Origin of the sequence: Phytopseudomonas flavescens, assembly GCF_900100535.1 — a bacterium.
Classification (GTDB): Bacteria; Pseudomonadota; Gammaproteobacteria; order Pseudomonadales; family Pseudomonadaceae; genus Aquipseudomonas; species Aquipseudomonas flavescens.
In genome coordinates, this window is the sequence record NZ_FNDG01000012.1 from 17,074 (window position 1) to 42,901 (window position 25,828).

The 25,828-nt window shown below is 65.8% G+C and carries 23 protein-coding genes; 18 read left to right on the top strand and 5 right to left on the bottom strand.

What is annotated here, in order from left to right; genetic code table 11:
- Positions 1-35: 35 nt before the first annotated feature.
- The 6 genes from BLR94_RS15960 (at position 36) to BLR94_RS15985 (ending at position 7,394) form a co-directional block, all read left to right on the top strand.
- Entirely contained in the window at positions 36-905 is an 870-nt protein-coding gene (locus BLR94_RS15960) for a branched-chain amino acid ABC transporter permease (protein ID WP_084307246.1), read from the top strand.
- On the top strand, positions 902-3,394 hold the full coding sequence (locus BLR94_RS15965) for a branched-chain amino acid ABC transporter ATP-binding protein/permease (RefSeq protein ID WP_084307245.1): 2,493 nt from the start codon (positions 902-904) through the stop codon (positions 3,392-3,394). The genes BLR94_RS15960 and BLR94_RS15965 overlap by 4 nt, the downstream gene beginning before the upstream one ends.
- On the top strand, positions 3,391-4,608 hold the full coding sequence (locus tag BLR94_RS15970) for an amidohydrolase family protein (protein WP_084307244.1): 1,218 nt from the start codon (positions 3,391-3,393) through the stop codon (positions 4,606-4,608). The genes BLR94_RS15965 and BLR94_RS15970 overlap by 4 nt, the downstream gene beginning before the upstream one ends.
- Positions 4,609-4,777: 169 nt before the next feature.
- Positions 4,778-5,800 (top strand): ABC transporter substrate-binding protein, encoded by a 1,023-nt coding sequence (locus BLR94_RS15975; RefSeq protein WP_084307243.1) that lies wholly within the window; start codon positions 4,778-4,780, stop codon positions 5,798-5,800.
- A gap of 11 nt (positions 5,801-5,811) precedes the next feature.
- On the top strand, positions 5,812-6,576 hold the full coding sequence (locus BLR94_RS15980) for an ABC transporter permease (protein WP_042552718.1): 765 nt from the start codon (positions 5,812-5,814) through the stop codon (positions 6,574-6,576).
- On the top strand, positions 6,573-7,394 hold the full coding sequence (locus tag BLR94_RS15985) for an ABC transporter ATP-binding protein (protein ID WP_084307242.1): 822 nt from the start codon (positions 6,573-6,575) through the stop codon (positions 7,392-7,394). Before BLR94_RS15980 ends, BLR94_RS15985 begins: the two co-directional genes overlap by 4 nt.
- 70 nt (positions 7,395-7,464) lie before the next feature.
- Here BLR94_RS15985 and BLR94_RS15990 read toward each other — a convergent pair whose 3' ends face one another.
- Complete coding sequence (locus tag BLR94_RS15990; protein ID WP_084307241.1) at positions 7,465-8,160, bottom strand: GntR family transcriptional regulator; 696 nt, start codon at positions 8,158-8,160, stop codon at positions 7,465-7,467.
- A 415-nt stretch (positions 8,161-8,575) separates the two neighbouring features.
- On the opposite strand from BLR94_RS15990, the gene BLR94_RS15995 reads away from it, so the two are divergent.
- The 5 genes from BLR94_RS15995 to BLR94_RS16015 are packed head-to-tail and all read left to right on the top strand — an operon-like array spanning position 8,576 to position 12,021.
- A complete protein-coding gene (locus BLR94_RS15995; protein WP_084307240.1) occupies positions 8,576-9,058 on the top strand; it encodes a L,D-transpeptidase family protein in 483 nt (160 codons plus the stop codon).
- Between the two features lie 24 nt (positions 9,059-9,082).
- Entirely contained in the window at positions 9,083-10,399 is a 1,317-nt protein-coding gene (locus BLR94_RS16000) for a WD40 repeat domain-containing protein (RefSeq protein ID WP_084307239.1), read from the top strand.
- Positions 10,400-10,446: 47 nt separating this feature from the next.
- Positions 10,447-10,959, top strand: a complete 513-nt coding sequence (locus BLR94_RS16005) for an O-acetyl-ADP-ribose deacetylase (protein WP_084307238.1) — start codon at positions 10,447-10,449, stop codon at positions 10,957-10,959.
- Between the two features lie 29 nt (positions 10,960-10,988).
- Complete coding sequence (locus tag BLR94_RS16010) at positions 10,989-11,588, top strand: hypothetical protein (protein ID WP_084307237.1); 600 nt, start codon at positions 10,989-10,991, stop codon at positions 11,586-11,588.
- A 1-nt stretch (position 11,589) separates the two neighbouring features.
- Positions 11,590-12,021 (top strand): hypothetical protein, encoded by a 432-nt coding sequence (locus BLR94_RS16015; RefSeq protein ID WP_084307236.1) that lies wholly within the window; start codon positions 11,590-11,592, stop codon positions 12,019-12,021.
- Positions 12,022-12,052: 31 nt separating this feature from the next.
- On the opposite strand, the gene BLR94_RS16020 is transcribed toward BLR94_RS16015, so the two are convergent.
- On the bottom strand, positions 12,053-13,255 hold the full coding sequence (locus tag BLR94_RS16020) for an MFS transporter (RefSeq protein ID WP_084307235.1): 1,203 nt from the start codon (positions 13,253-13,255) through the stop codon (positions 12,053-12,055).
- A gap of 156 nt (positions 13,256-13,411) precedes the next feature.
- Between BLR94_RS16020 and BLR94_RS16025 the strand changes: the two genes are divergently transcribed.
- From BLR94_RS16025 to BLR94_RS16035, 3 genes are all read left to right on the top strand, one after another.
- Positions 13,412-14,305, top strand: coding sequence for a LysR family transcriptional regulator (locus tag BLR94_RS16025; RefSeq protein ID WP_084307267.1), 894 nt, complete (start codon positions 13,412-13,414; stop codon positions 14,303-14,305).
- 27 nt (positions 14,306-14,332) lie between these two features.
- Positions 14,333-15,139 carry a hypothetical protein gene (locus BLR94_RS16030; protein ID WP_084307234.1) on the top strand — a complete coding sequence of 269 codons (807 nt, stop codon included), beginning with the start codon at positions 14,333-14,335 and terminating at the stop codon, positions 15,137-15,139.
- A 99-nt stretch (positions 15,140-15,238) separates the two neighbouring features.
- Complete coding sequence (locus BLR94_RS16035) at positions 15,239-15,790, top strand: flavin reductase family protein (RefSeq protein WP_084307233.1); 552 nt, start codon at positions 15,239-15,241, stop codon at positions 15,788-15,790.
- Positions 15,791-15,858: 68 nt separating this feature from the next.
- Here the strand turns inward: BLR94_RS16035 and pvdQ are convergent, their stop codons facing one another.
- Both pvdQ and BLR94_RS16045 read right to left on the bottom strand, forming a co-directional pair.
- Positions 15,859-18,102, bottom strand: coding sequence for a bifunctional acylase PvdQ (gene pvdQ / locus BLR94_RS16040; protein ID WP_084307232.1), 2,244 nt, complete (start codon positions 18,100-18,102; stop codon positions 15,859-15,861).
- A 188-nt stretch (positions 18,103-18,290) separates the two neighbouring features.
- Positions 18,291-18,959 (bottom strand): sigma-70 family RNA polymerase sigma factor, encoded by a 669-nt coding sequence (locus BLR94_RS16045; RefSeq protein ID WP_084307231.1) that lies wholly within the window; start codon positions 18,957-18,959, stop codon positions 18,291-18,293.
- Positions 18,960-19,013: 54 nt separating this feature from the next.
- On the opposite strand from BLR94_RS16045, the gene BLR94_RS16050 reads away from it, so the two are divergent.
- Positions 19,014-19,976: a FecR family protein gene (locus BLR94_RS16050; protein WP_084307230.1), complete on the top strand. Its 963-nt coding sequence runs from the start codon at positions 19,014-19,016 to the stop codon at positions 19,974-19,976.
- Between the two features lie 191 nt (positions 19,977-20,167).
- Here BLR94_RS16050 and pvdP read toward each other — a convergent pair whose 3' ends face one another.
- On the bottom strand, positions 20,168-21,784 hold the full coding sequence (gene pvdP / locus BLR94_RS16055) for a pyoverdine maturation tyrosinase PvdP (protein ID WP_090423722.1): 1,617 nt from the start codon (positions 21,782-21,784) through the stop codon (positions 20,168-20,170).
- A gap of 143 nt (positions 21,785-21,927) precedes the next feature.
- On the opposite strand from pvdP, the gene azu reads away from it, so the two are divergent.
- From azu to BLR94_RS16070, 3 genes are all read left to right on the top strand, one after another.
- Positions 21,928-22,392, top strand: coding sequence for an azurin (azu, locus tag BLR94_RS16060; RefSeq protein ID WP_084307229.1), 465 nt, complete (start codon positions 21,928-21,930; stop codon positions 22,390-22,392).
- A gap of 352 nt (positions 22,393-22,744) precedes the next feature.
- Positions 22,745-24,448 (top strand): gamma-glutamyltransferase, encoded by a 1,704-nt coding sequence (gene ggt, locus BLR94_RS16065; protein ID WP_084307228.1) that lies wholly within the window; start codon positions 22,745-22,747, stop codon positions 24,446-24,448.
- Positions 24,449-24,465: 17 nt separating this feature from the next.
- On the top strand, positions 24,466-25,659 hold the full coding sequence (locus BLR94_RS16070; protein WP_084307227.1) for a hypothetical protein: 1,194 nt from the start codon (positions 24,466-24,468) through the stop codon (positions 25,657-25,659).
- The last annotated feature ends 169 nt before the right edge of the window (positions 25,660-25,828 follow it).

Below are 25,828 nucleotides of genomic sequence, written 5' to 3' on the forward strand. Positions count from 1 at the left end.
ACGGGCCCTGGCGGCCCGCCCGGAGGATTATCGTCATGATCACCGCCGCCATCATCACCGGGCTCGGACTGGGCAGCATGTATGCACTGCTGGCCCTGGGTTTCCATATCACCTACGTGGTTTCGCGTACGGTCAATTTCGCCCAGGGCAGCGCCATGATGGTTGGCGCCGTACTCGGCTACAGCTTCACCATCACCTGGGGCTGGCCATTGTGGCTGGCGCTTCCGGCGACCCTGACGCTGTGCGCCCTTTATGGGCTGATCATCGAGCGTTTTCTGGTACGCCCCTTCCATTCGCGCGGCTCCGAAGCCTGGCTGATGGCAACGGTGGCAGCGGGCATCCTGGTCGACAACCTGGCGCTGTTCACCTTCGGCAAGGAGCCACGACAGTTCACTTCGGCACTGGCCAACCAGCACCTGGAACTGTTCGGCAACAACGTCGGCGTGCTGCAACTGCTGATTCCGCTGGTAGGTGGCGGCATCGCCCTGGCGCTGTTTCTGGTGCGCCGCTACACGCGTCTGGGCAAGGTGCTGGAGGCCTGCGTGCAGAATCCCAAGGCGGCGATGCTGATGGGTATCCGGGTCAACCGTGTGGTGGCGGTGGCCTTTGCCGTGTCGACCGTGTTCGCCGCCATAGCCGGTCTGTTGATCGCGCCGCTGTTCAGCGTGAATGCCGAGATGGGCATGCTGTTCGGCCTCAAGGCCTTCGCCGTGGCGATTCTTGGCGGTATCGCCAGCGCGGGCGGGGTATTCGCCGCCGGCCTGCTGTTCGGTCTGGTCGAGGCGCTGGTGACCCTCTATTTCGGTTCGGCCTTCACCCAGTTGTTCACCTTCGCCCTGGTCATTCTGGCCCTGGCGCTGCGCCCCAATGGCCTGTTCGGCAGCAAGACCCTGGTGAAAGTATGACCCTGAAGCATTCGCTGTTCGCCCCCGTTTCCCTCGCCCTGCTGACGCTGGCCTGCATCGCCGCCACGCTGCTGCTCGACAGCTACTCGCTGCTGGTCTTCACCTTCTGCGCGTTGGCCGTGGTAGTCGGCGTGGGCCTGAACATCCTGATCGGCCTGAGCGGGCAGATCTCCTTCGGCCATATCGCCTTCTACGCCATCGGCGCCTATGTCTCGGCGCTGCTGACCCTGGCCGGCCTGCCCCTGGGCCTGGCGATGATCGCCGCTGGCCTGGCCTGTGGCGCCATTGGCGCGCTGCTGGCGATCCCGGCTCTGCGCGTCAGCGGCCCGTACCTGGCGATGATCACCATTGCCTTTGCCCTGGTGGTGCACCACGGTCTGATCGAATGGCGCTCGCTGACCGGTGGGGCCAACGGCCTGATGGGCATTCCCATGCCGGAAATCGGCAGCCTCGATCCGAGCGTGAGCATGGCGCTGATCGCCACCGGCCTGATGATCGCCGCCCTGGCCCTGTTCCAGCGTCTGCGCCACAGCGGCTGGGGCCTGGCCATGCGCGCGGTGAAATCCACCGAGATCGCTGCCCGCTCGCTCGGTTTCAACCCGGTGCAGACCAAGACCCTGGCCTTCGCCCTGTCCGCCCTGCTTACCGGCCTGGCCGGTTCGCTGGTGGCGCCACTGATGATGTTCATCAACCCGGCCTCCTTCCCCTTCTCGCAGTCGATCCTGTTCGTGCTGGCGGTGATCGTCGGCGGCAGCGGCACCCTGTTCGGCCCACTGCTCGGCGCCCTGTTGATCGTGCTGCTGCCGGAAATGCTCTCGGATTTCGCCGAGTACCGCCTGCTGATCTTCTCGGTGCTGCTGCTCTGCGTGCTCTGGGCAGCGCCACGGGGTCTGCTCGGCACCCTGGCCGGCCTGTGGCTGCGGCCAGCCCACCAGGGCGCCCCGGCGGCCTACGACCCGGCGCAATTGAGCGCGTTCTTCCAGCAGGACGCCGCCGCCCGCGACGGCCTGCAGGTCAAGGACATCGGCATTCGCTTCGGCGGCGTCCAGGCGGCACAGCACGTCAGCCTGCAGGCGCCACCGGGCAGCATCACCAGCATCATCGGCCCCAACGGCGCGGGCAAGACCACGGTGCTGAACATGATCAGCGGCTTCTATGCGCCGGACAGCGGCAGCATCGACCTGGGTCGCCCACTGGCGGGCCTGCCCGCCTGGAAAATCGCCCGAGCCGGCATCGCCCGTACCTACCAGACCACCCAGCTGTTCGGCGAGCTGTCGGTGCTGGAAAACCTGCTGGTGGCCATGCAACAGGGGCGCCTCGGCCTACCCTTCAGTTGTGCCAGCGATACCCGACGCCAGTTGGCGCTGCAGTTGCTGACCCTGGTCGGCTACCAGGGCTCGGTGAACACCCCGGCCGATGACCTGGCCCACGTCGACCGGCGCCTGGTGGAAATCGCCCGCGCCCTGGCCACCCGGCCCAGCGTACTGCTGCTCGACGAGCCGGCGGCCGGGCTCAGCCGCAGCGACACCGACCGCCTGGCCAGCCTGTTCAGAGCCCTCGCCGGGTTCGGCATCGCGGTCATCCTGGTCGAGCACGACATGGGCCTGGTGATGGCCGTGTCCGAGCGCCTGCTGGTGCTCGACGCCGGCAAGCCCATCGCCTGGGGCCTACCGGACGACGTGCGCAAGGACGAACGGGTCATCGCCGCCTATCTGGGCGGCACCCGCTACCAGGCCACGCCACGGGCCGAAGCCTGGGACGGTTCGCGCGATGCACGTCTGTACATCAAGGATCTGGTCATCGACTACGGTGCCGCACCGGTGGTCGACAGGGTCAATATCGTGGTCAACCCTGGCGAGCTGGTCGCCATTCTGGGCGCCAACGGCGCTGGCAAGTCGAGCATCCTGCAATGCCTGGCCGGGCTGCACACAGCCAGTGGCGGCAGCATCCTGCTCGACAACGAGAGCATCGAGCACGCCGATGCCAGCACCATCGCCGCCCGGGGCCTGGCCCTGGTGCCGGAGGGCCGTCAGGTGTTCGGCCAGCTCAGCGTGCGTGACAACCTGCTGCTCGGCGGTTACTCACGCAAGGAGGCCTTCGATGCCGACGCGGAAATCGAAGCCATCCTGCGCCGCTTCCCACGCCTGCGCGAGCGTATCGACAGCCCCGCCGGCCTGCTTTCGGGCGGCGAACAGCAGATGGTGGCGGTGGGTCGCGGGCTGATGGCCAAGCCGAAGATCCTGCTGCTCGACGAGCCCTCCCTGGGCCTGTCGCCAGCCATGATCGGTGAACTGTACGACGCCCTGGCTGCCCTGCGCGACGAAGGCGTGACCTTGCTGCTGGTCGACCAGATGGCCAACCTCGCCCTGCAGGTGGCCGACCGCGCCTACGTGCTGGAGACCGGGCGCATCGTCAAATCCGGCAGTGCCGAAGCGTTGCGCGGCGACCCGGAACTGGAAGCGGCCTACCTGGGAGGAGCCGCGGCATGAGTGCGCTGACCCTCATCAACGCCCGCCTCGGCGATGACACCCAGGCGCTGCAGACCCTGTACGTGAAGGATGGCCGCTTCGTCAGTGCGCCCGGTGCCACCGCCGTGATCCTCGACCTGAATGGCAAACTGCTGCTGCCCGGCCTGGTGGAGACCCACATCCACCTGGACAAGGCCTGCATCATGCAGCGCTGTCAACTCAGCGAGGGCACCCTGGCCGAGGCCATCGCCCAGACCCGCTCGGCCAAGGCTGACTTCAGCGAAGCGGACGTCTACCAGCGCGGCGCCCAGGTGCTGGACAAGGCCATCGCCCAGGGCACCACGCACATGCGCACCCACGTCGAGATCGACCCGCAGATCGGCCTGATCGGTTTCGACGCGGTGCGCCGCCTGCAGGCGGACTACGCCTGGGCCATCAGCCTGGAAATCTGCGTGTTCCCCCAGGAAGGCTTGCTCAACAACCCGGGCACCGAAGCCCTGTTGTGCGAGGCGCTGGCGCGGGGCGCCGAGGTGCTTGGCGGCTGCCCCTACACCGATAGCGATCCTGGCGCGCAGATTCGCCGGCTGTTCGAACTGGCGGTGGCGTTCGACCGTGACCTGGACTTGCATCTGGACTTCGACCTGAACCCGGAGGGCATGACCATCGGCGAGGTGATCCGCTGCACTCACCAGCACCGCTGGGCTGGCCGGGTAACCATCGGCCATGTGACCAAGCTGTCGGCATTGCCCAGGGACACCTTGCTGGCGGTTGCCGAATCGCTGGCCGAAGCCGGCGTGCAGGTCACCTGCCTGCCGAGTACCGATCTGTTCCTCACCGGGCGCGAGCACTTCCACAACCGGCCCCGTGGCCTGGCGCCCCTGCAGCACCTGCACGCCTGTGGCGTGACCTGTTCGCTGTCGACCAACAACATCGGCAACCCCTTCACCCCCTACGGAGACGCGTCGCTGGTGCGCCAGGCCAACCTGTTCGCCAACGTCGCCCAACTGGCTACCGAGGCCGAATTGCTGCGTTGCCTGAGCTGGGTGTCGAGTGAGTCGGCACGCCTGTTGCGCCTGCCCGACTATGGCCTGGCACCCGGCTGCCGCGCTGACTTCATCGTCTTCGATGCGCCCTCGCCGGCCGCCGTGGTGGCCGAGATCAGCCCGCCGCTGATGGGCTACAAGGCCGGGCGCAAGACCTTCGAGCGCGCACAGGCACGATTGCTCAGGCCGTGACCACCCGCTCCAACCTGGAGCCTGTTTATCAGCGCTGCGCGGATATCGCCCCGCTCACTCGCCAAAGAATACATTAAGTCACTGATTTAAAAAGAGTTATCAACCTGGAACGGCATGTGCTTGCAGCGATGTACACGCCACCTTGCCAATCCGAGAACAGGAAAAACCGATGAAAGACGTCAAACCTGAAAACCCTCCACTCAATCCGGATCGTCGCCAATTGATGAAGTGGCTGGCCGTGACGGGGAGCGCCATGACGCTTGGCAGCCTGCTTCCTGCTGGCGCGTTTGCCGCCGATGACGAGGAAATCCGTATCGGCTATTGGCCCATCGTTGGCGGCCTGCCCCTGTATGTCGCCCTGGAGCAAGGTTTTTTCAAGGAAGCGGGGCTGAACGTCAAAGGCGTCAAGTTCTCCAGCCCGCAGCAAATCGTCGAGGGCATGATCACTGGCCGAATCCACGGCTGTGCAAACGGCACCGCGACCGGCGCCCTCGGCCTGGGGGCGATCACCATGCCGGGATTGTTCAAGATCATCTGCTCCAACCCGTCGAACCATCGACTGGTTCTGGATGAGTTTCTGGTTCCGCTCGATAGCACCGCGCAGCGCATCAGCGATCTGCAAGGCAAGAAAATCGCCTGCGGCCCGGGCATCCAGAACGTCACCATGGCCAAGATCATTCTGGAAAAAAACGGCTTCAGCGATCCTTCGGTCATCGAACTGCCTGTCGGCCAGCACGCGCCAGCCCTGGCGGCCGGCCAGATCGACGGGGTCTATACCCTGGAGCCGACCGGCACCGTGGGGCGCATGAAGAACCTGTCGCGCACGCTGGAAACCGGCGTCATCTCCAAATACGTGCTCGGCAATGCCGACGCACCCTGGTTCGGCGGTGCCGCCGCACTGAACAGCAGCTTCATCGACAGCAAGCCGCAACAGACCAAAGCCTTTATCGCCGCCTACCAGAAGGCCGTGGCGTTCATCGCCTCGCAGCCGCAGCAGGCACGCAAGAACATCGCCGGCTACACCAGCATCGAATCGGACCTGGTGAACGAGGTGCCACTGCCGGGCTTCGTCATGTATTCCGACTTGCAGGGCGACAACCTGAAGTGGTTCCAAAAGTTCTATGACGTGTTCACAGAGCGGAAAATCTTCAGCAAACCGATCGACGTGGCTGCGCTGATCTATCAGGGCTGAGGAGAATCGTCATGACGTCACACTGGTCTTCGCGCCTGCTGCCGCTGATCGGCCCGCTGCTGCTGTTTCTGTTGTGGCAGCTGGCGGTCAGTGCGCAGTGGCTGAATCCGGTTCTGCTGCCCTCGCCGCTCGAGACGCTGGGCTTCATGTTCCAGTCGTTCGCCGAGCCGTCCATGCGTACCGACATCGCTTCGACGCTGTACCGAACCCTGGCCGCGTTCGCTTTCGCGGCCGCGGTGGGGGTACCGTTGGGCGTCATTCTGGGCAGTAGCGAAAAGGTCTACCGCAGCCTGGAATTTTTGATCGACTTCTTCCGCTCGACGCCCTCCTCGGCGCTGATCCCGCTGTTCATGCTGATCTTCGGCATCAGCGATGCGAACAAGATCGCCATCGCCGCGTTCGCCGCCGTGCTGGTGATTCTGTTCAACAGCGCCTACGGCGTGATGAACGCCAAGAAAACCCGGCTGATGGCCGCCAAGGTAATGGGCATTTCCCGCTGGCACATTTTCAAGGACATCCTGCTGATGGAAAGCCTCGCGCAAACCTTCGTCGGCTTGCGTACCGGGGTGTCCATCGCCCTGGTGATCGTGATCGTCGCGGAAATGTTCATCGGCTCGGAAAACGGCCTGGGGCACCGGATCATCGATGCGCAACAGGTATTCAACATCAAAGACATGTATGCCTCGATCCTGATCACCGGCGCCCTCGGCTATCTGCTGAACCTGGCGTTCCTGCTGATCGAGAAAAAAACCGTCCACTGGAGTAGCCAGGCATGACGCACGCGCTTTCCCTCGCCCCAGCCCTCGACCAACCACAGGTACCCGGTGCGGCACCGCGTGCCGACACCCATGTCACCCTTCGCGGCCTGAGCAAAGCCTTTGCCGGCCAGCCGTTGTATACCGATCTGGATCTCGACCTGCCGCGCGGCAAGATCGTCTCGATCTTCGGCCCCAACGGCTGCGGCAAGTCGACACTGATGAACATGATCGCCGGGCTGATGCCGATGGATAAAGGCGAAATTCTCTTCGATGGCAAGACGCTCGCCCAGACCAGGATCGGCTACGTGTTCCAAAACTACCGCGATGCGCTGTTCCCGTGGATGAGTGCCCGCGCCAACATCGCCTACCCGCTGGTTCGTCAGGGCATGCGCAAGGCGGATGTGGCCGCACGTGTCGATGAGCTGACACAGATGTTCGATATCCGCTTCGATCTGAACCGTTATCCGTACGAGCTTTCAGGTGGCCAGCAACAGACCGTGTGCATCATGCGGGCGCTGGCCCCGCGCCCGGAAGTGATGTTCCTCGACGAGCCGTTTTCCGCGCTGGACTTCGAGATGACCTTGTTCATCCGCGACAAATTGCAGGAGGTGCAACTGGCGACCGGCGTCACCATGCTGATCGTGTCTCACGATCTGGAAGACGCGGTGTTTCTGGCCGATGAGATCCTGCTGCTGACCCGGCGCCCCACCCAGATTGCCGAAATCGTCCCCTTCGACCTGCCCCGGCCACGGGGGGCGGAGATCATGAGCCACCCGGAGTTCGTGCGGGTCAAGGCGCATACGCTGGAGGTGTTCAGGCGGGAGATGGCGCTCTGAGTCGCAGCCCATCGCGCAACGGCGAAGGCGCCGATCTGCCGCACTCAGGGCAGCGCCATGGACGGCCGCGTCAAAGCCCTGCCAGGGCCTGACGCAGGTTGATCTCGGGCTCGGTCTGGTCGTCCAGATCCAGCTGCCCCTCGAGCTCGCCCAGGTGTTCGATCATCACGGCGGCAGCCCGCTCATGGTCGCCGTTCTCCAGCGCGGTGATGATCTGCTGGTGCTCGTCCGATGCGCAGGACGGTACGTCATTGCGCTGGTAGAGGGCGACGATCAGTGAGCTGCGCACCATCAGGTTGGCGAGCATCTCGCTGAGTACCGAGTTGCCGCTGATCTCGCCGAGCATCAGGTGAAACTCGCTCAGCTCGCGAACGATGGCGCGGCGATCGGTCGCGCTGGTGGCCTTGCGCTCGTTGCTCATGTGCGTGGCCACCCGCTGGCGCTGCTTGTGCATGATCGCCGGCGTGATGCTTTCGACGATCGCCCGCTCGATGGCGCGCCGTGCCACGAACACCTCCCGTGCCTCCCTGGCGCTGGGCTGGGCGACCATCGCGCCACGGTTCGGCTCGATGCTGACGACCCGCTGCAAGGCCAGGCGCTGCAGCGCCACCTGCACATGGTTGCGGTTGGCCTGCAGGGTCTCGACGATCTGCGCTTCGATCAGACGCGTCCCGGGGGGCAGGCGATGCTGGGCGATGGCCTTGAACAGGACATCGACGATGCGCTGCACTTCGGCTTGCTTGCTGGTGACGGTCTTCGCAGCCATCCTGTCCTCTGATCCAACCTCGACGAGCCCTGATGGCCCGTCGCGAGCGCTTCCACTGGCGCATTATCCGCCAGCCACATGGGTGGGGTAAATACGCCACGGCGACCGATTCGCTAGCGCTGTGCAAATTGCCGCCGGCTGGTGAAAAAGAGGGGTAACGCCCAGGCCGAATGGGCCGCTGGAGTGTTCAAGGCGGAACGTTGCTAGCGATAGGCAAGCCCCATGCTAACAACAAGGCCTGCAGTGTTACGGCATCCGCCTGGAACGAATGCCTGCCGCTATGCTCTACCTTGGCGCGAACGCGATGCAGTTGGCGCCCTGCAGATTCCTGGCCAGGTAGACTACTGACTGGATTAGCGCACAAAGCCCTCCGGCAACGCGAGAATGACCCTCCCCCCATTCACCACAGGCCCCCATGAAAGCTGTTCTGTTTCTCTGTCTGCTGCTGTACGGCGGCACCGTTCTCGCCATGCCCAAGACCGATGCCGTGCGCGTCGACAAGAGCGCACGCACCCTGCAATTGATCGCCGAGGGCAAGCCTTTCGCGACCTTCGATGTGGTATTCGGCGCCAATCCCGATGGCCACAAACAGCAGGAAGGCGATGAGCGCACCCCGGAAGGACGCTATACCCTGGATTACAAGAAAGCCGACTCGGGTTACTACAAGGCCATTCATGTGTCCTATCCGAACGCTGCGGACGTAGCCAACGCCCGCTCCCGGGGGGTGGACCCAGGTGGCCTGATCATGATCCACGGCCAACGCAACGGCATGGGCTGGCTGTCCTGGCTGACCCAGCAGTTCGACTGGACCAATGGCTGCATCGCCGTCGACGATGCCTCGATGGAAACCATCTGGCAGGCCGTCGAGCCCGGCACACCGATTGAAATTCTGCCCTGAGCTTGGCAGCCGAAGGAGCGCTTTATGACGACGCTAACTCCCCAACAGCAATGGCAAGCCGCCGTGCTCGACTATGCCCGGCAGGTCAATCGCTACGTCGAGCAAGGCCAGAGCCAGGGCTGGGACGGCCTGGAGGAACCGCAACTGGCAGCGACCGAGCACCTGCTGCCGGCCCTGCTGGAGGCGCTGCAGGCCGCTAATGAAACGAATGCGGATGACGCCAGCCACGCCACCTTGCGTACCGACTGGCCACCGGCCCATCTGCCGCTGGTGCCGCTGCTCGACGAACAGGCGCAGGCCATCAGCGCACTCGCGCTTCTCGACGACGGCAGCCTGCTGGCACGCATCGGCAGCTCCTACGAGCGAGGACGCCTGGTGCGCATTCAAGGCGACCAGTGGCACGAGGTGATCGGTATCGACTTTTTCGGGCGCTGCCCGGCACGCCGTTATTTCGCCTTGGCCAGGGCCTCGGGCATCAGCGTCCATGATGGCTGGGACGGCCCGCAGGTCGCCCGGTTCGACTGGCCAACGGGGCTGGAAGGCTTGCCGGAGGATGCCGGGTTCGAGGCGCTGGAACAGCCTGCGACGCCGACCGCGCTGATCCCCTTCCCGGATGGCCAACGTGTGCTGCTGGTCAGCCCGGACGGCATCTTCGTGCTCGCCGAGGACGCCACCACACGCCTGCTGCCACGCCCGGCGGAGATCTGCAAGGACCTGCACAAAGGCACCCCCGTCGACGACATCGCCCTGGGGCTGTCCATGGAACACGGCGCCGTCTCCGCGGATGGCCGCTGGCTCGCGGTGGGCGAGCAATGTGGCAGTCATCTGGTGTTCGACAGCACCTTGCAACAGGTCGCCGATGTAGGCCCGGCAGGCGAGTATCCGCATTTCGCCCTGTTCAACCGCCGCAGTGACCGCCTGATACTCAATGCCTGCCATTTCTACAGCGGTGCGACGCTGTGCGTCGCGGTCGCCGACCTGCCGGGCATGCAGACCGATTTCTACAGCGAAGACCAACGCACCCCCGTCGTGCAGGACGGCGCCCGCGTGTACGCTGGCGTTTCCCGTGGCGATACCTTCATCGTCGGCGATGCCTACGGCTACCTGCGGGCCTTCGACGAACAGGGCAACGAGCGCTGGCAGCATCACATCGGCTCGACCATCTGCGCCATGGACCTGTCGGCCGACGGCAACACCCTGGCGGTGTCCAGCCATGCCGGTTTCGTCTGCCTGATCGACCTGGACGCCGGTCGCCCGGCCTGGCAGATCGGTACCGGCGAGCACCACGAACGGCAACGCTGGCTGTTCTGGAAAGGCCAGAGCAAACCGCTGCGCTGGTGAACCGGCGCGCGCCACGACCGCTTGCACGTCAACCTGGGAGCCACACCATGCCCGCCACCCTTACTGCCCTGCTGGGCGACATCACCCGACTGGACGTGGATGCCATCGTCAACGCCGCCAACTCCTCGTTGCTCGGTGGCGGCGGCGTCGATGGTGCGATCCATCGCGCCGCAGGCAGCGAGCTGGTGCACGAGTGCCGGCTACTCGGTGGCTGCAAGACCGGTGAAGCCAAACTGACCAGGGGTTATCGCCTGCCCGCCCGCTTCGTCATCCATACGGTCGGCCCGGTATGGCGCTCCGGCGGTCAGGGCGAGGCGCAGCTGCTCGCGTCCTGCTACCGCAACGCCCTGCGCCTGGCCGCCGAGAACGGGCTCGCCAGCCTCGCCTTTCCCAGCATCAGCACCGGCATCTACGGCTATCCCATCGAGCAGGCGGCGGCGCTGGCGATCGCCACGGTGCGAACGGAGTCTCCCGCTTACCCGGGTATCGAGACGGTGCTGTTCTGCTGTTTTTCCGACAACGATCTGGCGGTCTACCAGCGCCTGCTGGCACTAGCCTGATCCCTGCCATCATGACCTTCAGGAGCCCCATGTCCAGTACACCGGCCACCGCCCAGACAGCCAGCGAAACCACGCCGCCGCAGTACCTGCGCGCCAGGCTCAATGCACGCCTGCAGCCCCTGCACCGCGGCGAACTGTTCGAGGATCCGCTCGACGATGCCCTCGGCCGGGCGGCCCTGGGCCGGGTCAGCGGTGGCGGCACGGCGCAGGGCGAAGAGGGCGAGGTCGAATGGTGCGATATCGAGATCGCGGTGAACGGCGACACGGCCGACAAGGTCGCGCCGATCATCGCCGAGCTGGAACGCCTCGGTGCACCGAACGGCTCCAGCCTGATCATCGAAAGCGAGCGGCGCGAAGTGCCATTCGGCACCCTCGAGGGGCTGGCCATCTACCTGAACGGCACCGAGTTGCCCGACGAGGTCTACGCCGATTGCGACATCAATGTGGTGTACGACGAACTGCAGCGCCTGATCGAGGGCCAGGGGCAGATCTTCAGTTACTGGCAGGGGCCGACCGAAACGGCGCTGTACCTGTATGGCACGTCCCACGACCGGATGCGCGAATCGATCAGCGATTTCCTCGGCAACTACCCGCTGTGCCAGCGCTGCCGGCTCGAGCGGATCGCCTGACGTGGACGCGGGCGAACTGGCTCGCCGCCTCGAGGAAGCCGGCTGCAACCCGATCAACTATGCGATCGGCACCGCCCACCCGGCCAACGACGCCCTGACGCTGCGCCATGACGGCCGGCGCTGGACGGTGCAATACAGCGAACGCGGCCAGGATGCCGCGCCGCTGCTGAGAACGGCTGACGAAGCGCAGGCCTGCCAGTTCTTCTTCGACGCGGTGATGGCCATGCAGCACCTGCACTGCGTGGGTTTCTTGCGCAGCACGCAACGCGCCGAGGCATTGGCGCAGCGCCTGCTGGAGGCTGGCCTGTCGCCGCACTGCGACCAGATTCCCTACGGTGGAAAGCAGGACTTGCGCCATCGAGTGTTCGTCACCGGCCAGGCCGTGTTCGACGCCCGCCGGCTGCTCGGCGACGCATTGCCCCTGACCGACTGACCGATCTGGACGAGGCCGGCGAACGGGCCCTTCAAGGGCTGCCGGCAAAGCCATGCCGCCGGGCCGTACCGATGATTGCCAGGGCCACCAGAGCACCGGCCGCCGCCGCCCAGGGCAACCCCGCGACACCAAGGCGATCGAGCACCACCCCGCCCCCCAGGCCACCTGCGGCGATACCCAGGTTCCAGGCAGTCACGCACATCGACTGCGCCACGTCCGCCTGCTCCCCCGCCGCACGCATGGAGGCGGTCTGGAACAACGTGGCCACGCCGCCGAACGCCAGGCCCCAAGCGGCCACGGCGGCATAGACCAGCGGCGCGCAGGCGCCACCCACGGCCAGCAGCGCGCACGCCAGCGCCAGCACAGCCGCACTCGACAGGCTCAACCAGCGTAGCCAGCGGTCGATCAGCAGGCCGGTCAGGCAGATCCCCAGCAGCGCTGCCAGGCCGAATGCCAGCAGCACCCATTGCACCTGCGCGAGCAGGCCGAGGGGGGTCAGAAAGGCCGCGATATAGGTGTAGAACAGGTTGTGGGCCATCACATAGGTGAGGATGGTGAGCAGCACCGGGCGCACCCCGGGCAGGCGCAACACCCGGCCGATGGGCAGCGGGCCGGCAGCCCGCTGCCCGGGAAAATCCGGCAAGGTACCGCGCCCCCAGCACAGCAACACCAGCGTCAAAAGGCTCATCAACACGAAGGTGCCGCGCCAGCCAAGCAGACCGCCAAGAAAGGTCCCTGCCGGTATGCCGAGGGACAGTGCCAGCGGCGTCCCTACCATCGCCACGGCGATCGCCCGCCCCTGCTGACCAGGCGCGACCATACGCGCCGCGTACCCGGCGAGCAGCGCCCAGAGCAGCCCGGCGCAGACACCGGCGAAGAAGCGAGCGACGAGGGTCAGCGGATAGTGGCTGGACAGCGCAGTGACCAGGTTGACCACGGCGAAACCGCCGATGGCGAGCAGCAGCAGTGGCCGCCGGCGCCAGTGGCGGGTCAGCACCACCAGGGGAATGGCCGTCAACAGCGAGCCCAGCGCGTAGAGGGTCACCAACTGCCCGGCCATGGCCTGGCTGACCCCCAGGTCTGCGCTCAACGGCGGCAGCAGCCCGGCCGGCAACGCTTCGGTGAGGATGGTGATGAAGCCCGCGCCGGCCAGCACCAGCAGGCCATTGAAGGGCAATCGCCGGCTATCGCCGTCTGGTTCGGCACGGCAGGAAAGCGGTTGTTCTGCAGGCATGGGGGCATCCGTGGGCATCTCGGCGTGGCGGGAGGCGGCCGATCGACGCGAACAGGGTAGGCAGCGACACGCTTGAGAAAAACAGGCTAGAGTTCGCGACTTAGCGGACTTGGATGTCCTCAATCCATCGCGAGCGCCCCCATGATCGACAGCAGGATCGACAACCTCAGTGGTATCGCGGTATTCGTCCAGGTGGCCAATACCCGCAGCTTCACGACGGCGGGCCGCCTGCTCGGCGTTTCTGCCTCGGCGGTCGGCAAGAGCATCGCCCGCCTGGAACAGCGCCTGGCGGTACGCCTGCTGCATCGCAGCACCCGTAGCATGACGCTGACGGCCGAAGGCCAGCGCTTTCTCGAGCGCTGCCGCCGGGTGCTCTGCGAACTCGAGGCGGCGCAGCTGGAACTGACCCAGGCCGCCCAGGGGCCCGCCGGGCGCCTGCGCATCAGCATGCCGCGGGTCGGCGAACTGGTGATGCCGGTGCTGATCGACTTCATGCAACGCCATCCGCAGATCGAGCTGGACATCGACCTGTCCAATCGCATGGTGGACGTGTTCGAAGAGGGCTTCGACGCGGTGATCCGCACCGGCCCCATGCAGGACTCGCGACTCAGCGCACGCCCGCTCGGCACCTTCGGCCAGCGCTTGGTCGCCAGCCCCGACTACCTGCAGCGCCACGGCACCCCTGACCTGCCCGTCGACCTGCTCGGGCATGCCTGCCTGCTGTACCGCTTCCATGCCAGCGGCAAACTCGAACGCTGGCCGTTGCGCCAGGCCCCTGCCGACCTGGAAGGCGCGCTGCGCCAAAGGGCGATCTGCAATACCCTGGACAGCCTGCTGCGCGTCACCCGGGCAGGGCTTGGCATCGCCTGCCTGCCGGACTTCCTGATCGCCGAGGATATCGCGGCCGGCCGCCTGCATCCCCTGTTGAGCGACCACATGGAGCAGCGTGGGGCCTTCTGGCTGCTCTGGCCCAACAGCAAGTACGCCCTGCCCAAGCTCAGGGCATTCATCGACCATATGAGCAGCGGCCTCTTCCCCGCCCGGGGCTGAGCCCGGCCCTCGCCACGGAGACGTTCAATGCCCAGCACCCTGCTGCAATTGCTGGCCCTGGTCTGCCAGGGCAACGCTGCCCTCGCCGGCCGCCGCGTCATGCCAGCACAGCCGGTCTTCACCACCTGCCTGGCGATCCATTTCAGCGAACGGCGGGGCGGCGACCGGGTCGTCCTGGCCAACGACCCGGCAGGCTGGTTCGAGGCCCTGGCCAGGGACGGAGTCCGGCAACTGCATGCCTGCTACCTGCCCGTGGCGCAGCAATCCCGGGACGAGCGCCTGAGCCTGCCCTACCTCGGCGGCGGTAGCCGCTGGCTGATCGAATGCCGCAAGAGCGCCACGGCGGATCATTGGATCGGGCACTGGGAACAGCCTGCCGGCGCTCCGCGCGAGCGGCCCTGGCAGGTGGACTACCGGCGCGTGGCACGGGATGCCGCACCGCTGGGCGACGCCCAACTGCAGATCCCGGTGTTGTTCGACGAACTGACCGGCCAGCTCGTCGACATCGCCGCCTTCGCCGACCAACAGGGCTACGCCAATTTCGCCCGCTGCTTCGCCAGAGCCGCTGCGACGCTGCGCGGCTCCTGCCCCGTGGCAGACACTGGCATCGCCCCGCCTGGCCTGCTCGACCCGCGCGCCGAACGCCTTATCAACGCCTGCCGGCAGGCCTGGGTGTTCGGCGGCATGGGCTCCTGGAACGACGTGGCACTGCGCGACCCGGACGCCCTGCTGCGCTACGAAACGCTTACCGGGCGCCTGTATGAATCGCTGCAGCACGCCCTGGGGAGCGCTGTCGATCCGCGTACCTTCGCCGACGCGACGGGGCCGCGCTGAGACCGCCAGCCAGCCGGGTGGCCCGGCGTTCGGCCGAACGCCAGGGCCGCTCGCGGGTCCACTGTCTCGACGGCCTGCATGGCACCTGGGAGCCGACCGATGAAACGCTACCGCAAGACCGATCATCCGCTGGACGACGTACGCCGCTACCTCGAGCCCGGCCCCATCGTACTGGTCAGCTCGAGCTGGCAGGGCCGGCACAACGTGATGACCCTGGGCTGGCACATGATGATCGGCTTTCAAGCGTTCGCCTGCTACATCTGGGAAGCCAACCACAGCTTCGAGATGATCCGAAACAGCGAAGCCTGCGTGGTCAACCTGCCGACCCTGGAGCTGCTCGACACCCTGGTCGACATCGGCAATTGCAGCGGTGCCGAGGTCGACAAGTTCGCGCACTTCGGCCTCACCGCGCAGCCCGCCACGCAGGTCGATGCCCCCCTGATCGCCGAGTGCTACGCCAGCTTCGAATGCCGCCTGGCCGATGCCAGCCAGGTCGACCGCCACGGCCTGTTCATCTGGGACATCGTCAAGGCCCATGTGGCCCATACACCCCGGCGGCCGAAAACCGTGCACTATCGTGGCGACGGCGAATTCATGGTGGCCGGCGACTGGGTCAGCCGCCGTGGTCGCTTCAAACCAGAGATGCTTTAGGGCCTGAGGCGATGCCCTCAGCGGCGCCCGGCGCGTCGCGTGCGACCGACACGGCCCCGCCCGGCCGCTCAGTCATCCACGCGCAGTTCGAGCACCTGCAGCTCAGGATCGGCGTCGATCTGCCCACGGGTGAACGGCAGGGGCCGCCAGGCCTGCTGGCTGAACAGCTCGGTCTGGTCCTTGAAGTGCGCCGATGCCGGATCGCTGGACTGGGAGAACGCCAGCAGGCCCTGGGCCACCGGCCCCTGGTCATCGAAACTGACCAGTTGCAGGTAGCTGCTGCCGCTGACCACGGCCAGGCGGCCATCCGCCTGGGGTTCGCTCTGGATCGCGTTGTAGATGCCGAGGCGCCCATCGCCGCCGGGGATCGGGATCCACGTGCTGCCACGCTGCACCCCTTGAACCTGTCCCCAGGTCGCCTGCGCGGCCAGGCCGGCATCGGCAACCTCATGGCTGGCCTGGCGCAGGGCGTCGGCCAGGCGGCTGGCGACCCCCGCTTGTTGCCAGGCCAGTCCGCGAGGCGTATTCAGCGGATCCGCGGGATCGAACGGCACGCGCCAGGGCACCCCGTCCGCTCCCAGGGCAGCCATGAAGCGCTGGAAGTACAGCCATCCCCTGCCCGCATCCAGTGACGCCCGGCGGTTCCAGGTGGCCAGGGCGGTGCAGCCCGGTGCCAGTTGCGCATCGCGCGCATGGTCCGCGCAGAACGCGAGCAGGTCGTCGAGCAGCAGATCGGCCTGATAGACCCGGTTGTCGTCCACCAGGTGCTTGAGAAAGGCTTCGCTGAACGGCTGCTCGCCACGCCCGGCCAACTGCTCCAGGGCATAACGGGCACGCAATCCGAGCGGGCGGGCATCCCGGCTGATCAGCGGCGAGAAGCCGCTCAAGGGCTGTGCCGGATTGCTCAGCCAGGCGCTGTCGTTGGAGCTCTGCACGAAGTCCTTTCGCTGCAGCAGCGGCAGATGACGCCCGGCGACCACGCCGGGGGCTGCGGCGCCCGGATCGTTCTGCCAGTCGCACTCGCTGCGGCTGCCGTCCAGGCCCGGCAGCCCTTCGGCGACCAGAGCCGGCAACGCGCAGGCGGGCAGGCGCTGCAGCGGTATGTACGGAATGCGCGAACCGTTGAAATACAGGGCCTGCCCCTGATCATCGACTGCCAGGGTATTGACCCAGGGAATCCCCTGGTGCCCCTGGATGCTGGTGCGCAGGCCATCCACGTCGGTGGCGCGGTTCATCGCCAGCCATTGCTCGAGGACAGCGCTGTTGGCCAGGTTGACATCCTGCAGGGCGAACGCCTGCTCATGGTTCCAGTCGAGCTTGCCTGGCCAGTTCAGCAGCGGGCCGAAGCGCGACTCGTAGAGATCACGGTGCTCGATCGACAGGCTGCCGTCGGCCTCGCGTACCTCGACCTGCAGCCTGGTCCTGGTCAGCGGCAGGCTGCGCCCATCGAACTGGTAGCGGGTCGGATCCTTGGGGTCGAGCGCCAGGCGATGCAAGGTGAAATGGCTGGAGCTGTCCACGGTGTGAGTCCAGGCCAGGTGACGGTTGAAGCCGATGTTGACCACCGGCAGGCCCGGCAAAGCGGCGCCCATGACATCCAGGCGCCCCGGTATGGTCAGGTGCATCTGGTAGAAGCGCAGGCCACCGGACCAGGGAAAATGCGGATTGGCCAGCAACCGGCCCTTGCCATTCTCGGTGCGCTGGCCCCCTACGGCGATGGCATTGCTGCCACGCTCCAGGCGGAAGTCGGCGAGGCGCGCCAGGCTGGGTGACTCACCGACGCGGGCCGCTGATGCGCCTGGCGGTGCGGCACTCACAACCGCCTCGGCGAACTGCCCCAGCCCGCCCTCGACCAACAGGCGGCGCACCAGGCGCACCAGGTCGTCCTCCTGCAGAGGCCGCAGCCAGGCGGCGCCGCGGCAGCTTGCCGGCTGGTCGGCGTCCGCCAGGTAACGGTTGAATCCCTTGACGTAACCGGACAGCAACTGGCGCACCGCCGGGCTCTGCGCCGCGCGGAACTCGGCCAGGGCCTGATCACCATTGAGCCAGCGAAAGAACAGGTCCGACGACAGGTTATCCAGGCCGCTCGACGAATGCCCTTCACGCCCCAGGAAGCGGGCGCGCTCGCCTCGTACGGTGAGCACTTCGTCGGCCAGCAGGCACAGATTGTCACGGGCATAGGCATAACCGATGCCATAGCCGAGGCCACGCTCGTCGGCCGCGCGGATATGCGGAACGCCGAACGACGTCCAGCGAATCTCCACCGACTGGGCGCCCTTTGCCGCCCCGGCGGCGCCCGCCAGGTTCGCCATTGCCAGGCAGCCAATGCCCAGCGCAATTGCTTTGTACACGTTCACCCCCCGTTACCGCAGTGCAGGAACGCGCCGAAGCGCGGCACAAGGAAAACGCGGAGGTGGCGAGAAAATTTAAGCCGACACCTGAAAAAGGCCGCGCGAGGCAGTGGCCAGCAGTGCCGGAGCGGGCCGGCGCAGGGAAGCTGTCAGGTTCTTTTGGCGCAGACGCGGCTGTAGCGGTGTTTGGCGTCATCGGAGTCGGCGATGGAGTATTCCATTTCCCTGACCCGGATACGGCAGTGGCGCATGGCGTTGACGATGTGCTTTTCCACCATGTCCCTGGAAATCCCCATGCGTGCGGCGATCTCGGGGTGCGCCAGACCATCGAGCTTGCGCAACAGGAATGCCTTGCGGCAAGGCTCGGACAGCTCGCTCAGTGCCTTGCCGACCAGCTCGACGCGTTCCTGCAGGTACAGGGACTCATGGGGCGCGTGCCGACCTTCCGTCGCCTGTGCCTCGGGCTGCAGGTCATCGATCGACTGGCTGCGGCGTACCGCCGCACGGCGGTGAACGTCGACGACCAGGTTCAGCGCTGTGCGGTACAGATACGCCTGTGGATAGTCGAGGGTATCGCCACGCCTGCCCTCCAGTACCTTGACATAGGCATCGTGGGCCACATCCGCAGCCAGGTGGCTGTCGCGCAGACGAGCCGTAAGGTAGCGCACCAACTGCTGGTAGTATTTTTCCATGATCCTGCGCCCGTATCCGTGCTCACCCTCAGGCCAACATGCCTGTAACCTACCCTCGAACCGCACCTTGAGCCGGTGCGCCCCGCATTCTATACTGGCGAAGGGCCAAATCATAATAATTATCATCAGCAGCGATAGGCCCCTGGATCCACCTGCCCACTCTCCATTCCCGGTAGCCCGATGACCCTCCCGCCCTCCACTGTCCTTGCGAGCGAGCCCCTGATCGATGAGGCGGCTCACTGGTGCACGCGCATGCACGCCGATGACCGCACGCCAGAGGAATGCGCGGACTTCGACAAGTGGCTGCACAGCGACCCGCGCCATGCCGCGGAATACCGTGCCATGCTGGAAATCTGGCAAGTCAGCGAACACCTGCCAAGGCAATACCACCGTGCGGCACCGCCTCGTCGCCAGCGGCTCGGCCGCCCGGCCATGGCCTGCGCCGCCGTACTCTGCCTGGCCGTGGCTGGCCTGCTGGGCTGGCAACAGGGCTTGCTGCCCGACCACGTGCAACGCCTGCAAGCCGATACCCAGGTTCAGCAGGTAACCCTGGCGGATGGTTCCCGGGTCGAGCTGAACCGGGGTACCACACTGTGGTTCGCCAACTTTCGCGACCAGCGCAGCGTCACGCTGAAGGAAGGCGAGGCGTTCTTCGAGGTCCGCCACGACGCCGAGCACCCCTTCGTGGTGCATGCCGGGGCCGGCAGTGTCACGGTGACCGGCACGCGCTTCAACGTGTGGAAATACCAGGACCAGGTGGTGGTGACCCTGAGCGAAGGTTCGGTCAAAGTACAGAGTCGCTCCGATCGCAGCGACCAGACCACCTACCTGACACCGGGTTTGCAGGCCCGCTACGGGGCCGACGGCAAGCTGCCGACACTTGCCGCGGCCAGCGCGTCTGCCCTGGCCTGGCGAGACGGCAAGCTGATCCTCGACAACCTGACCCTGGCCGAGGCGCTCCCGCAGATCAACCGCTACCTGGACAAACCGGTGGTGCTGGCCGACAGCGCAGTGGCCGAGATGCGTATCGGCGGTATCTACAACACCAATGACGTGGCCGGGCTGGTTCGTATGCTGCCGAAGGTGCTGCCCATCGCCCTGAGCCAGAATGACGCCGGCGATACCGTGATCCGCCGCCGCTGAACAGCGCCTGGCCTGGCGGGTGGCCCCTGTTCTTGCGGATCGACGGGAAATAAGGCGGAGGCGGCTGTTCGTAGGGTGGACAACGCGCCCCGATCCACCCTACGGGGTGAGCGGCCGCTTTCGCCCCCCCGTTGCGGTCATCGCACAGGGAACTACGTCGGAATACCGTGAACAGGTTCTAATGCCCGTCATCAACCAGACACCTTGGGCCCCGCCGCCAGGTGGCGCGCGTACCAGGGCCGGCGCGGGATGCGTCCGGCCAGACGCCTGGCCTCCTCGTCGGCATCGTGGATGACGTGCAGCGCCAGCTTCATGGTCTCGATATCCAGCTCGCCGCCACCGCCACCGTTGCCCCGCCCCCAGGCGCCGCATCCAGCCTCGGCCGGCCCCAGCCAGGGTGCGTCGATCTCCACCCAGCGCCCTTTGGCGAACCACGCGACACCGTCGATCACGCGGCGCTGAACCTGCCCCGGATGAGCCTGCTCATGGGCCTGGAACCAGTCCTCGATACGATCGTCGATCCAACCGTGGAAGGCCCAGAACACCGGATTGACATGGGACGAGAACGCGTCGGCCAGGTAGTCGTTCTGCGGGCGGAACCAGCGTTCGGAAAAATCGTTGGGCGCCCGGTCGTAGATCATCGGGTACAGGCTGTTCGGATCGCGGCCCACCGCCGCCCAGCACATGTGCAGCCAGTCGTGCAGCCCCAGTTCGATACGGCTGCCCAGCTCCCCCAGGCACAGGGTGGCCAGGTAATCCGGATCCTGGTACTGCGCTTCCCAGAGCTGGAAATTGCCGTAGAACCCCTCGCTGCTCTTCACGTTCCTGAGCCATTGATTGAAGGCGTCGTCGCCCGGCGCCTCCCAGGCCGGCGGCACCGAGTAGCCATCCTTGTTCTCCAGGTAGTCCACGAACGGCTGGATACCGTGGCCGATGAACGGCCTGGGCGGCGGCAGGCATTTCCAGGGTTTCAAATCCTGGAAACTGCGTGCGTGCCCCAGCATCTGCCGGTGCATGAACAGGAAATCCTCACCCGAGCCATTGCGGTGCCGTCGCTTGCCACGGGCATCGCGTTCCCGACCCAGCGGCCCCGGCTGCCAGCCCAGGCCGCGCAGCGACTGACGTCGCTGTTCATCGAGGCGATGCCAGCGATCGCGGCTGGCGTGCCACAGCTGGTGGAACAGGCGGTGCCGGGGCGACACCAGCCAGGCGTGCAATTCGGGCACGTAGGGCAAGCGCTCGCGAGCCTGGACGAAGGGACGCCGCTTGGCGAGAAAGCCGGCCTGCAATGCCGACCAGCCCGGCTGACTGCCACGCCGGCGCAGCTTGCCGGTGAGCGTCGCCTCCCCTCCACCCGTGCTCCAGACATCCCAGATCTCGTCGAAGATCGCCGTGCATTCGTAGGCCTGGCCAGCCTCATCGACCAGTTTCCAGCGCAGGTTGGCACCCTGGTCGGTGGACAGCTGGCCGAACAGCTCGAAGCCGCCTGCGGAAAAGGGCCGCTGCCCGAGATGCCCGCGCAGCGCACGACCGGACGGCCCGACATCGAGCAGCAGTTGCAGCCCGTCACCGGCGAAACCCGCATAATCCGAGTGCCCGTCGAGCAGGCGGAAATCCCAGATACCCACCAGGCGCCCGGCCAACAGGTTCTGTTCGAGGGTCGGCGGATCCAGGGCGGGCTCCTCGTCCAGCGCAGCTTCCTCGACGGCGCGATAGTGCCGGTAGCCGGCGATCGGCAACCCTATCCCACCCGCCGTCGCAGCCACGGCGGCCGCGCCCGCCAGCAATCCACGCCGAGAAACCTTCATCTGCACCCATCCGCTTGTCCGCTCCCATGAGCGTATGCCCCAAGAACGAATGCCTCGGCATGGAATTTATGCACTGGCCTAAAGCCGTGCCGGCACCACTCGTTCATTCGGCTGAACCCTTGATCCCCCCAGCGGAGAACCCCATGCAACGAGCCCTGCTTCTGGCCCTTGGCCTTGGCCTTGGCCTCCCCGGCCTCCCCGGCCTTGCCTGGTCGGCCGACGATTGCGCCATCGACATCCATGGCACCGACCAGATGACCTTCGACAAGAACGAAATAGTGGTACCGACCAGCTGCAAACAATTCACCATCACCCTGAAACACCCTGGCACCCTGCCCAAGCAAGTCATGGGGCACAACTGGGTCTTGAGCACGGCCAGCGACATGCCAGCCATCCTCGCCGACGGCAGCGCAGCCGGCGTCGAACAGGGCTACCTGAAACCCGACGACGCTCGCGTCATCGCCCACACCCGCCTGCTCGGCGGCGGCGAAGAAGACAGCGTGACCTTCGATACGAGCGCACTGAAGGCAGATGGCGATTACCAGTTCTTCTGCTCCTTCCCTGCCCACTCGGCGCTGATGAAGGGTCGTCTCAAGGTCGGTGGGTAAGCGGGATTCACTCCGGGGCGCGGCGCCTGTACGAATGGCTTCAGACGAGCCTCTACGGCCACCTCGATGCCGTAGGCGCCGTGACCTTGCGGCGGATGCACCCCAGACCTTCGGGCCGGCAAGCATCGCAATCGCATCGACGGGGCTCCGACAAGACCCGCACCAGTGGCCGTTTTGCGCAGCCGAGCACCTGACTGACGGCCATCCCCTTTCACCTCCCCTGGTCGTCGAGCAGCTGCGTGCTGCCCGCGCAGATCAGGCAGCACAGCCAGCGTAAATTCACCGCTGCGCAGCTCGTTCTCCCCTGAGTCGGCGGCGTTGCGCCGCAGCAGGTGCAGCCACAGGAAACCCTATGAAGACCAACCGATTCATCCGCGCATGGCCGCTGTTCGCCCTCGGTTTATGGGCACTGGCGCCCGCTGCCCAGGCCAAGGCGCCCGAGCAGAGTGCAGTCACCACCCCTCACCCGCTGGCCACTGCAGCGGGACGCCAGATCATCGAGGCCGGTGGCAATGCCTTCGACGCCGCCGTGGCGATCGCCGGCGTACTGGCCGTGGTGGAGCCCTATGGCTCCGGCCTCGGCGGCGGCGGCTTCTTCCTCCTGCGCATCGCAGGCGATTCGCCTGGCTATCGTTTCCTCGATGCCCGCGAACGTGCGCCCCAGGGCATCACGCCGGCGCATTACCTGCGCGACGGCAAGATACAGGCCGACCTCTCGGTCGACGGTGCCCTGGCCAGTGCCATACCCGGCCAACCCGCGGCCATGGTCAAACTGGCCGAGCAGTACGGCCGCCTGCCCCTCGGGGCGAGCCTGCAACCGGCCATCCGCCTGGCCCGCGATGGCGTCGAGGTCGACCAGCACTTTCGCAAGTGGGCGGGCTACCGGCTGCAGGCCCTGCGCCAGGATGCGGGCAGCGCCCGGCTGTTTCTCGACGACGGCGAACTGCCTGCCCAAGGCCAACGGATAAAGTACCCGGAATTGGCGGCCAGCCTGCAACGCCTGGCGGATCAAGGCCGCGAAGGCTTCTATGGCGGCGAACTGGCCAGGCAATTGGTCGACGGCGTACGCAAGGGTGGAGGCGCCTGGACCCTGGAGGACCTGAACGGCTATCAGGTCGTCGAACGCGAACCGCTACGCTCGAAACTTCCCGACGGCGAAGAGCTGATCACCTCACCGCCACCCTCGGCTGGCGGCCTGGTCCTGTTGCAGAGCCTTGGCATGCTGCACGCGCTGCCGTGGCAACAGGCAGAACCCGTGCAGCGCACCCACTACGTGGTGGAAGTGCTGCGCCGTGCCTACCGCGACCGCGGCGCACTGGGAGATCCGGATTTCGTCGAAATGCCCCTGAAGCGACTGACTGCCGCGGATTACCTGCAGCAACAGGCGATCAGCATCGACCCCGAACGCGCCACCCCCAGCAGCAGCCTGCCCCCAGCACAACCCTGGCGCGAGGGTGACCACACCACCCACTTCACGGTGCTCGATGCACAAGGCAATGCGGTCGCCGCCACCCTTTCGCTGAACAGCATGTTCGGCGCCGCCTTCAGCGTGCCGGGCACCGGCATCCTGCTGAACAACGAAATGGACGATTTCGCCATCGACGTCGGCGGCAGCAACGCCTACGGTCTCCAGGGCACCGCCGCCAACGCCCTGGCCGGCGGCAAGCGCCCGATCTCCAGCATGGCGCCCACCTTCGTCGAATCCGATCGGGACTTCGTGACCTTCGGCACCCCCGGTGGCAGCCAGATCCCCAGCATGCTGCTGCTTTCCCTGCTCGCCCACCAACAAGGCCAGCCGGCCTCACGCTGGGTGAGCCTGCCGCGCTACCACCACCAGTACCTGCCGGACGTGATCAGCCACGAAGCGGAAGCCTTCAGCCAGGCCGAACGCGATGCACTGACCGCGCGTGGCTACACCCTCGAAGAGGAGCCCACCTACGGCAACCAGCAATCCATCCACTGGCACAAGTCGAGCGGCAAGGTCGAAGGGGCCAGCGACCCTCGCGGCATGGGCACGACCGAGACAGTACCGGCGACACAGCACTCACCTCGCTAAAACACTGGAGATAACCAATGTCAGCAGGACAGATAACACCTGACAGCCACTGGCTGGATCAGGAATATTCGGACAACCACACGCAGAAATTCTGCATTCTGTTGCTGACCTTCGTGGTGGTTTTCTTCACTTCCTACGAGCACCATTTCGATGAATGGGTGTACACCCAATGGGTTCTCAACTATGACTTCGGCCTGGTCAGAAGAGGCCTGGTCGGCGGCCTGCTCAAAGCATTCGGCTATGTGCCGAGCCCTCACTTCTACATGGTCGCCGCCTTTCTTTTCTCGCTTGCCGTGTGCAGCGCGCTGTTCTGGCTGCTGAGCCGTGCAGCACTCTCCTACCGCAAACAGAGCACGGCGGCCTTTTTGCTGGCGCTGTTCTTCATCTGCCACCCGCTGATCGTCCTGCACTTCGCCCAGGCATCCGGATTCCTGGACAACATCAATTACCTGATCGTCATCCTCGGCATCGCCGCCATTCTCAAGGCTCCGCCCAAGCTCGGCGCCCTTGCCGTGCTGCTGGCCGGTGGCCTGATCATCCCCATCCATGAAGCCAGCTTCGTGATGTTCGTTCCCCTGCTCATCGGCATCTGGTCCTATACCCACCGGCCGAAGGTGGTGAGTGTCGACAGTGTCCTGATCCTGATCGTCTTCGCGGTGCTGGTGGCCGAGGTGGTCACCATCGGCACGAGTAATCCCGGATCGCGGATTTCCCTGCAGCACTACTACGAACACCTGCTCTCGACCACCCAACCCATCGACATCGAAGCCGTCGGCATCCTGTTCAACACCCTGCATGGAAACTCGTCGGAAACGGCCAGCGTCATGCTCAGCGTGCTGTACCTCAACTTCCACCTGAACATGTTGTTCGGACTGATCCCAACCTTCTTCATCGGCGCGAAACTGTTCAAGGCCCTGGCGGGCCACATCAGGCTGATCTCCTACGAGTCGTTCCTGCTCGCCAGCGCCGTATCGCCGCTGGCCCTGTACCTGATCGCATCGGACTACACCCGCTGGTGGAGCATCGCCGTCAGCAACACGGCCATCGCCCTGACCTTGCTGATGCGCGACCCGGTACTGGCGGGCGCCATGACCGCGGTGGTCAATCGCTACAAGTGGTTCATCGTCTTCGCCATCGGCTTCGGCCTGGCGCTGGGGCCTTTCACCTCGGACTTGAGCTACAGGAACCTCAACTGGCTCTACTCGCTGTGAGCAACGTGTCGTGCACAGTCACGATAGACACCTAGCGACACCCGCCGGCCGCCGGATCGCACAGGCCATCGTGCGCGGCCGGCGGCCCTCCGGCACCGTGCCATCGGCCGCTGCACGCCAGCGGGTTGGGTAAATTTCCGCTAACCCTGCTCGTTCTCCCAACAGTCGC

Excerpts from the sequence above, each read along its gene's own strand:
- BLR94_RS15960 (WP_084307246.1), top strand. The coding sequence starts at position 36 with ATGATCACCGCCGCCATCATCACCGGGCTCGGACTGGGCAGCATGTAT.
- BLR94_RS15965 (WP_084307245.1), top strand. The coding sequence starts at position 902 with ATGACCCTGAAGCATTCGCTGTTCGCCCCCGTTTCCCTCGCCCTGCTG.
- BLR94_RS15970 (WP_084307244.1), top strand. The coding sequence starts at position 3,391 with ATGAGTGCGCTGACCCTCATCAACGCCCGCCTCGGCGATGACACCCAG.
- BLR94_RS15975 (WP_084307243.1), top strand. The coding sequence starts at position 4,778 with ATGAAAGACGTCAAACCTGAAAACCCTCCACTCAATCCGGATCGTCGC.
- BLR94_RS15980 (WP_042552718.1), top strand. The coding sequence starts at position 5,812 with ATGACGTCACACTGGTCTTCGCGCCTGCTGCCGCTGATCGGCCCGCTG.
- BLR94_RS15985 (WP_084307242.1), top strand. The coding sequence starts at position 6,573 with ATGACGCACGCGCTTTCCCTCGCCCCAGCCCTCGACCAACCACAGGTA.
- BLR94_RS15990 (WP_084307241.1), bottom strand. The coding sequence starts at position 8,160 with ATGGCTGCGAAGACCGTCACCAGCAAGCAAGCCGAAGTGCAGCGCATC.
- BLR94_RS15995 (WP_084307240.1), top strand. The coding sequence starts at position 8,576 with ATGAAAGCTGTTCTGTTTCTCTGTCTGCTGCTGTACGGCGGCACCGTT.
- BLR94_RS16000 (WP_084307239.1), top strand. The coding sequence starts at position 9,083 with ATGACGACGCTAACTCCCCAACAGCAATGGCAAGCCGCCGTGCTCGAC.
- BLR94_RS16005 (WP_084307238.1), top strand. The coding sequence starts at position 10,447 with ATGCCCGCCACCCTTACTGCCCTGCTGGGCGACATCACCCGACTGGAC.
- BLR94_RS16010 (WP_084307237.1), top strand. The coding sequence starts at position 10,989 with ATGTCCAGTACACCGGCCACCGCCCAGACAGCCAGCGAAACCACGCCG.
- BLR94_RS16020 (WP_084307235.1), bottom strand. The coding sequence starts at position 13,255 with ATGCCTGCAGAACAACCGCTTTCCTGCCGTGCCGAACCAGACGGCGAT.
- BLR94_RS16030 (WP_084307234.1), top strand. The coding sequence starts at position 14,333 with ATGCCCAGCACCCTGCTGCAATTGCTGGCCCTGGTCTGCCAGGGCAAC.
- BLR94_RS16035 (WP_084307233.1), top strand. The coding sequence starts at position 15,239 with ATGAAACGCTACCGCAAGACCGATCATCCGCTGGACGACGTACGCCGC.
- pvdQ (WP_084307232.1), bottom strand. The coding sequence starts at position 18,102 with ATGGCGAACCTGGCGGGCGCCGCCGGGGCGGCAAAGGGCGCCCAGTCG.
- BLR94_RS16045 (WP_084307231.1), bottom strand. The coding sequence starts at position 18,959 with ATGATAATTATTATGATTTGGCCCTTCGCCAGTATAGAATGCGGGGCG.
- BLR94_RS16050 (WP_084307230.1), top strand. The coding sequence starts at position 19,014 with ATGACCCTCCCGCCCTCCACTGTCCTTGCGAGCGAGCCCCTGATCGAT.
- pvdP (WP_090423722.1), bottom strand. The coding sequence starts at position 21,784 with ATGAAGGTTTCTCGGCGTGGATTGCTGGCGGGCGCGGCCGCCGTGGCT.
- azu (WP_084307229.1), top strand. The coding sequence starts at position 21,928 with ATGCAACGAGCCCTGCTTCTGGCCCTTGGCCTTGGCCTTGGCCTCCCC.
- ggt (WP_084307228.1), top strand. The coding sequence starts at position 22,745 with ATGAAGACCAACCGATTCATCCGCGCATGGCCGCTGTTCGCCCTCGGT.
- BLR94_RS16070 (WP_084307227.1), top strand. The coding sequence starts at position 24,466 with ATGTCAGCAGGACAGATAACACCTGACAGCCACTGGCTGGATCAGGAA.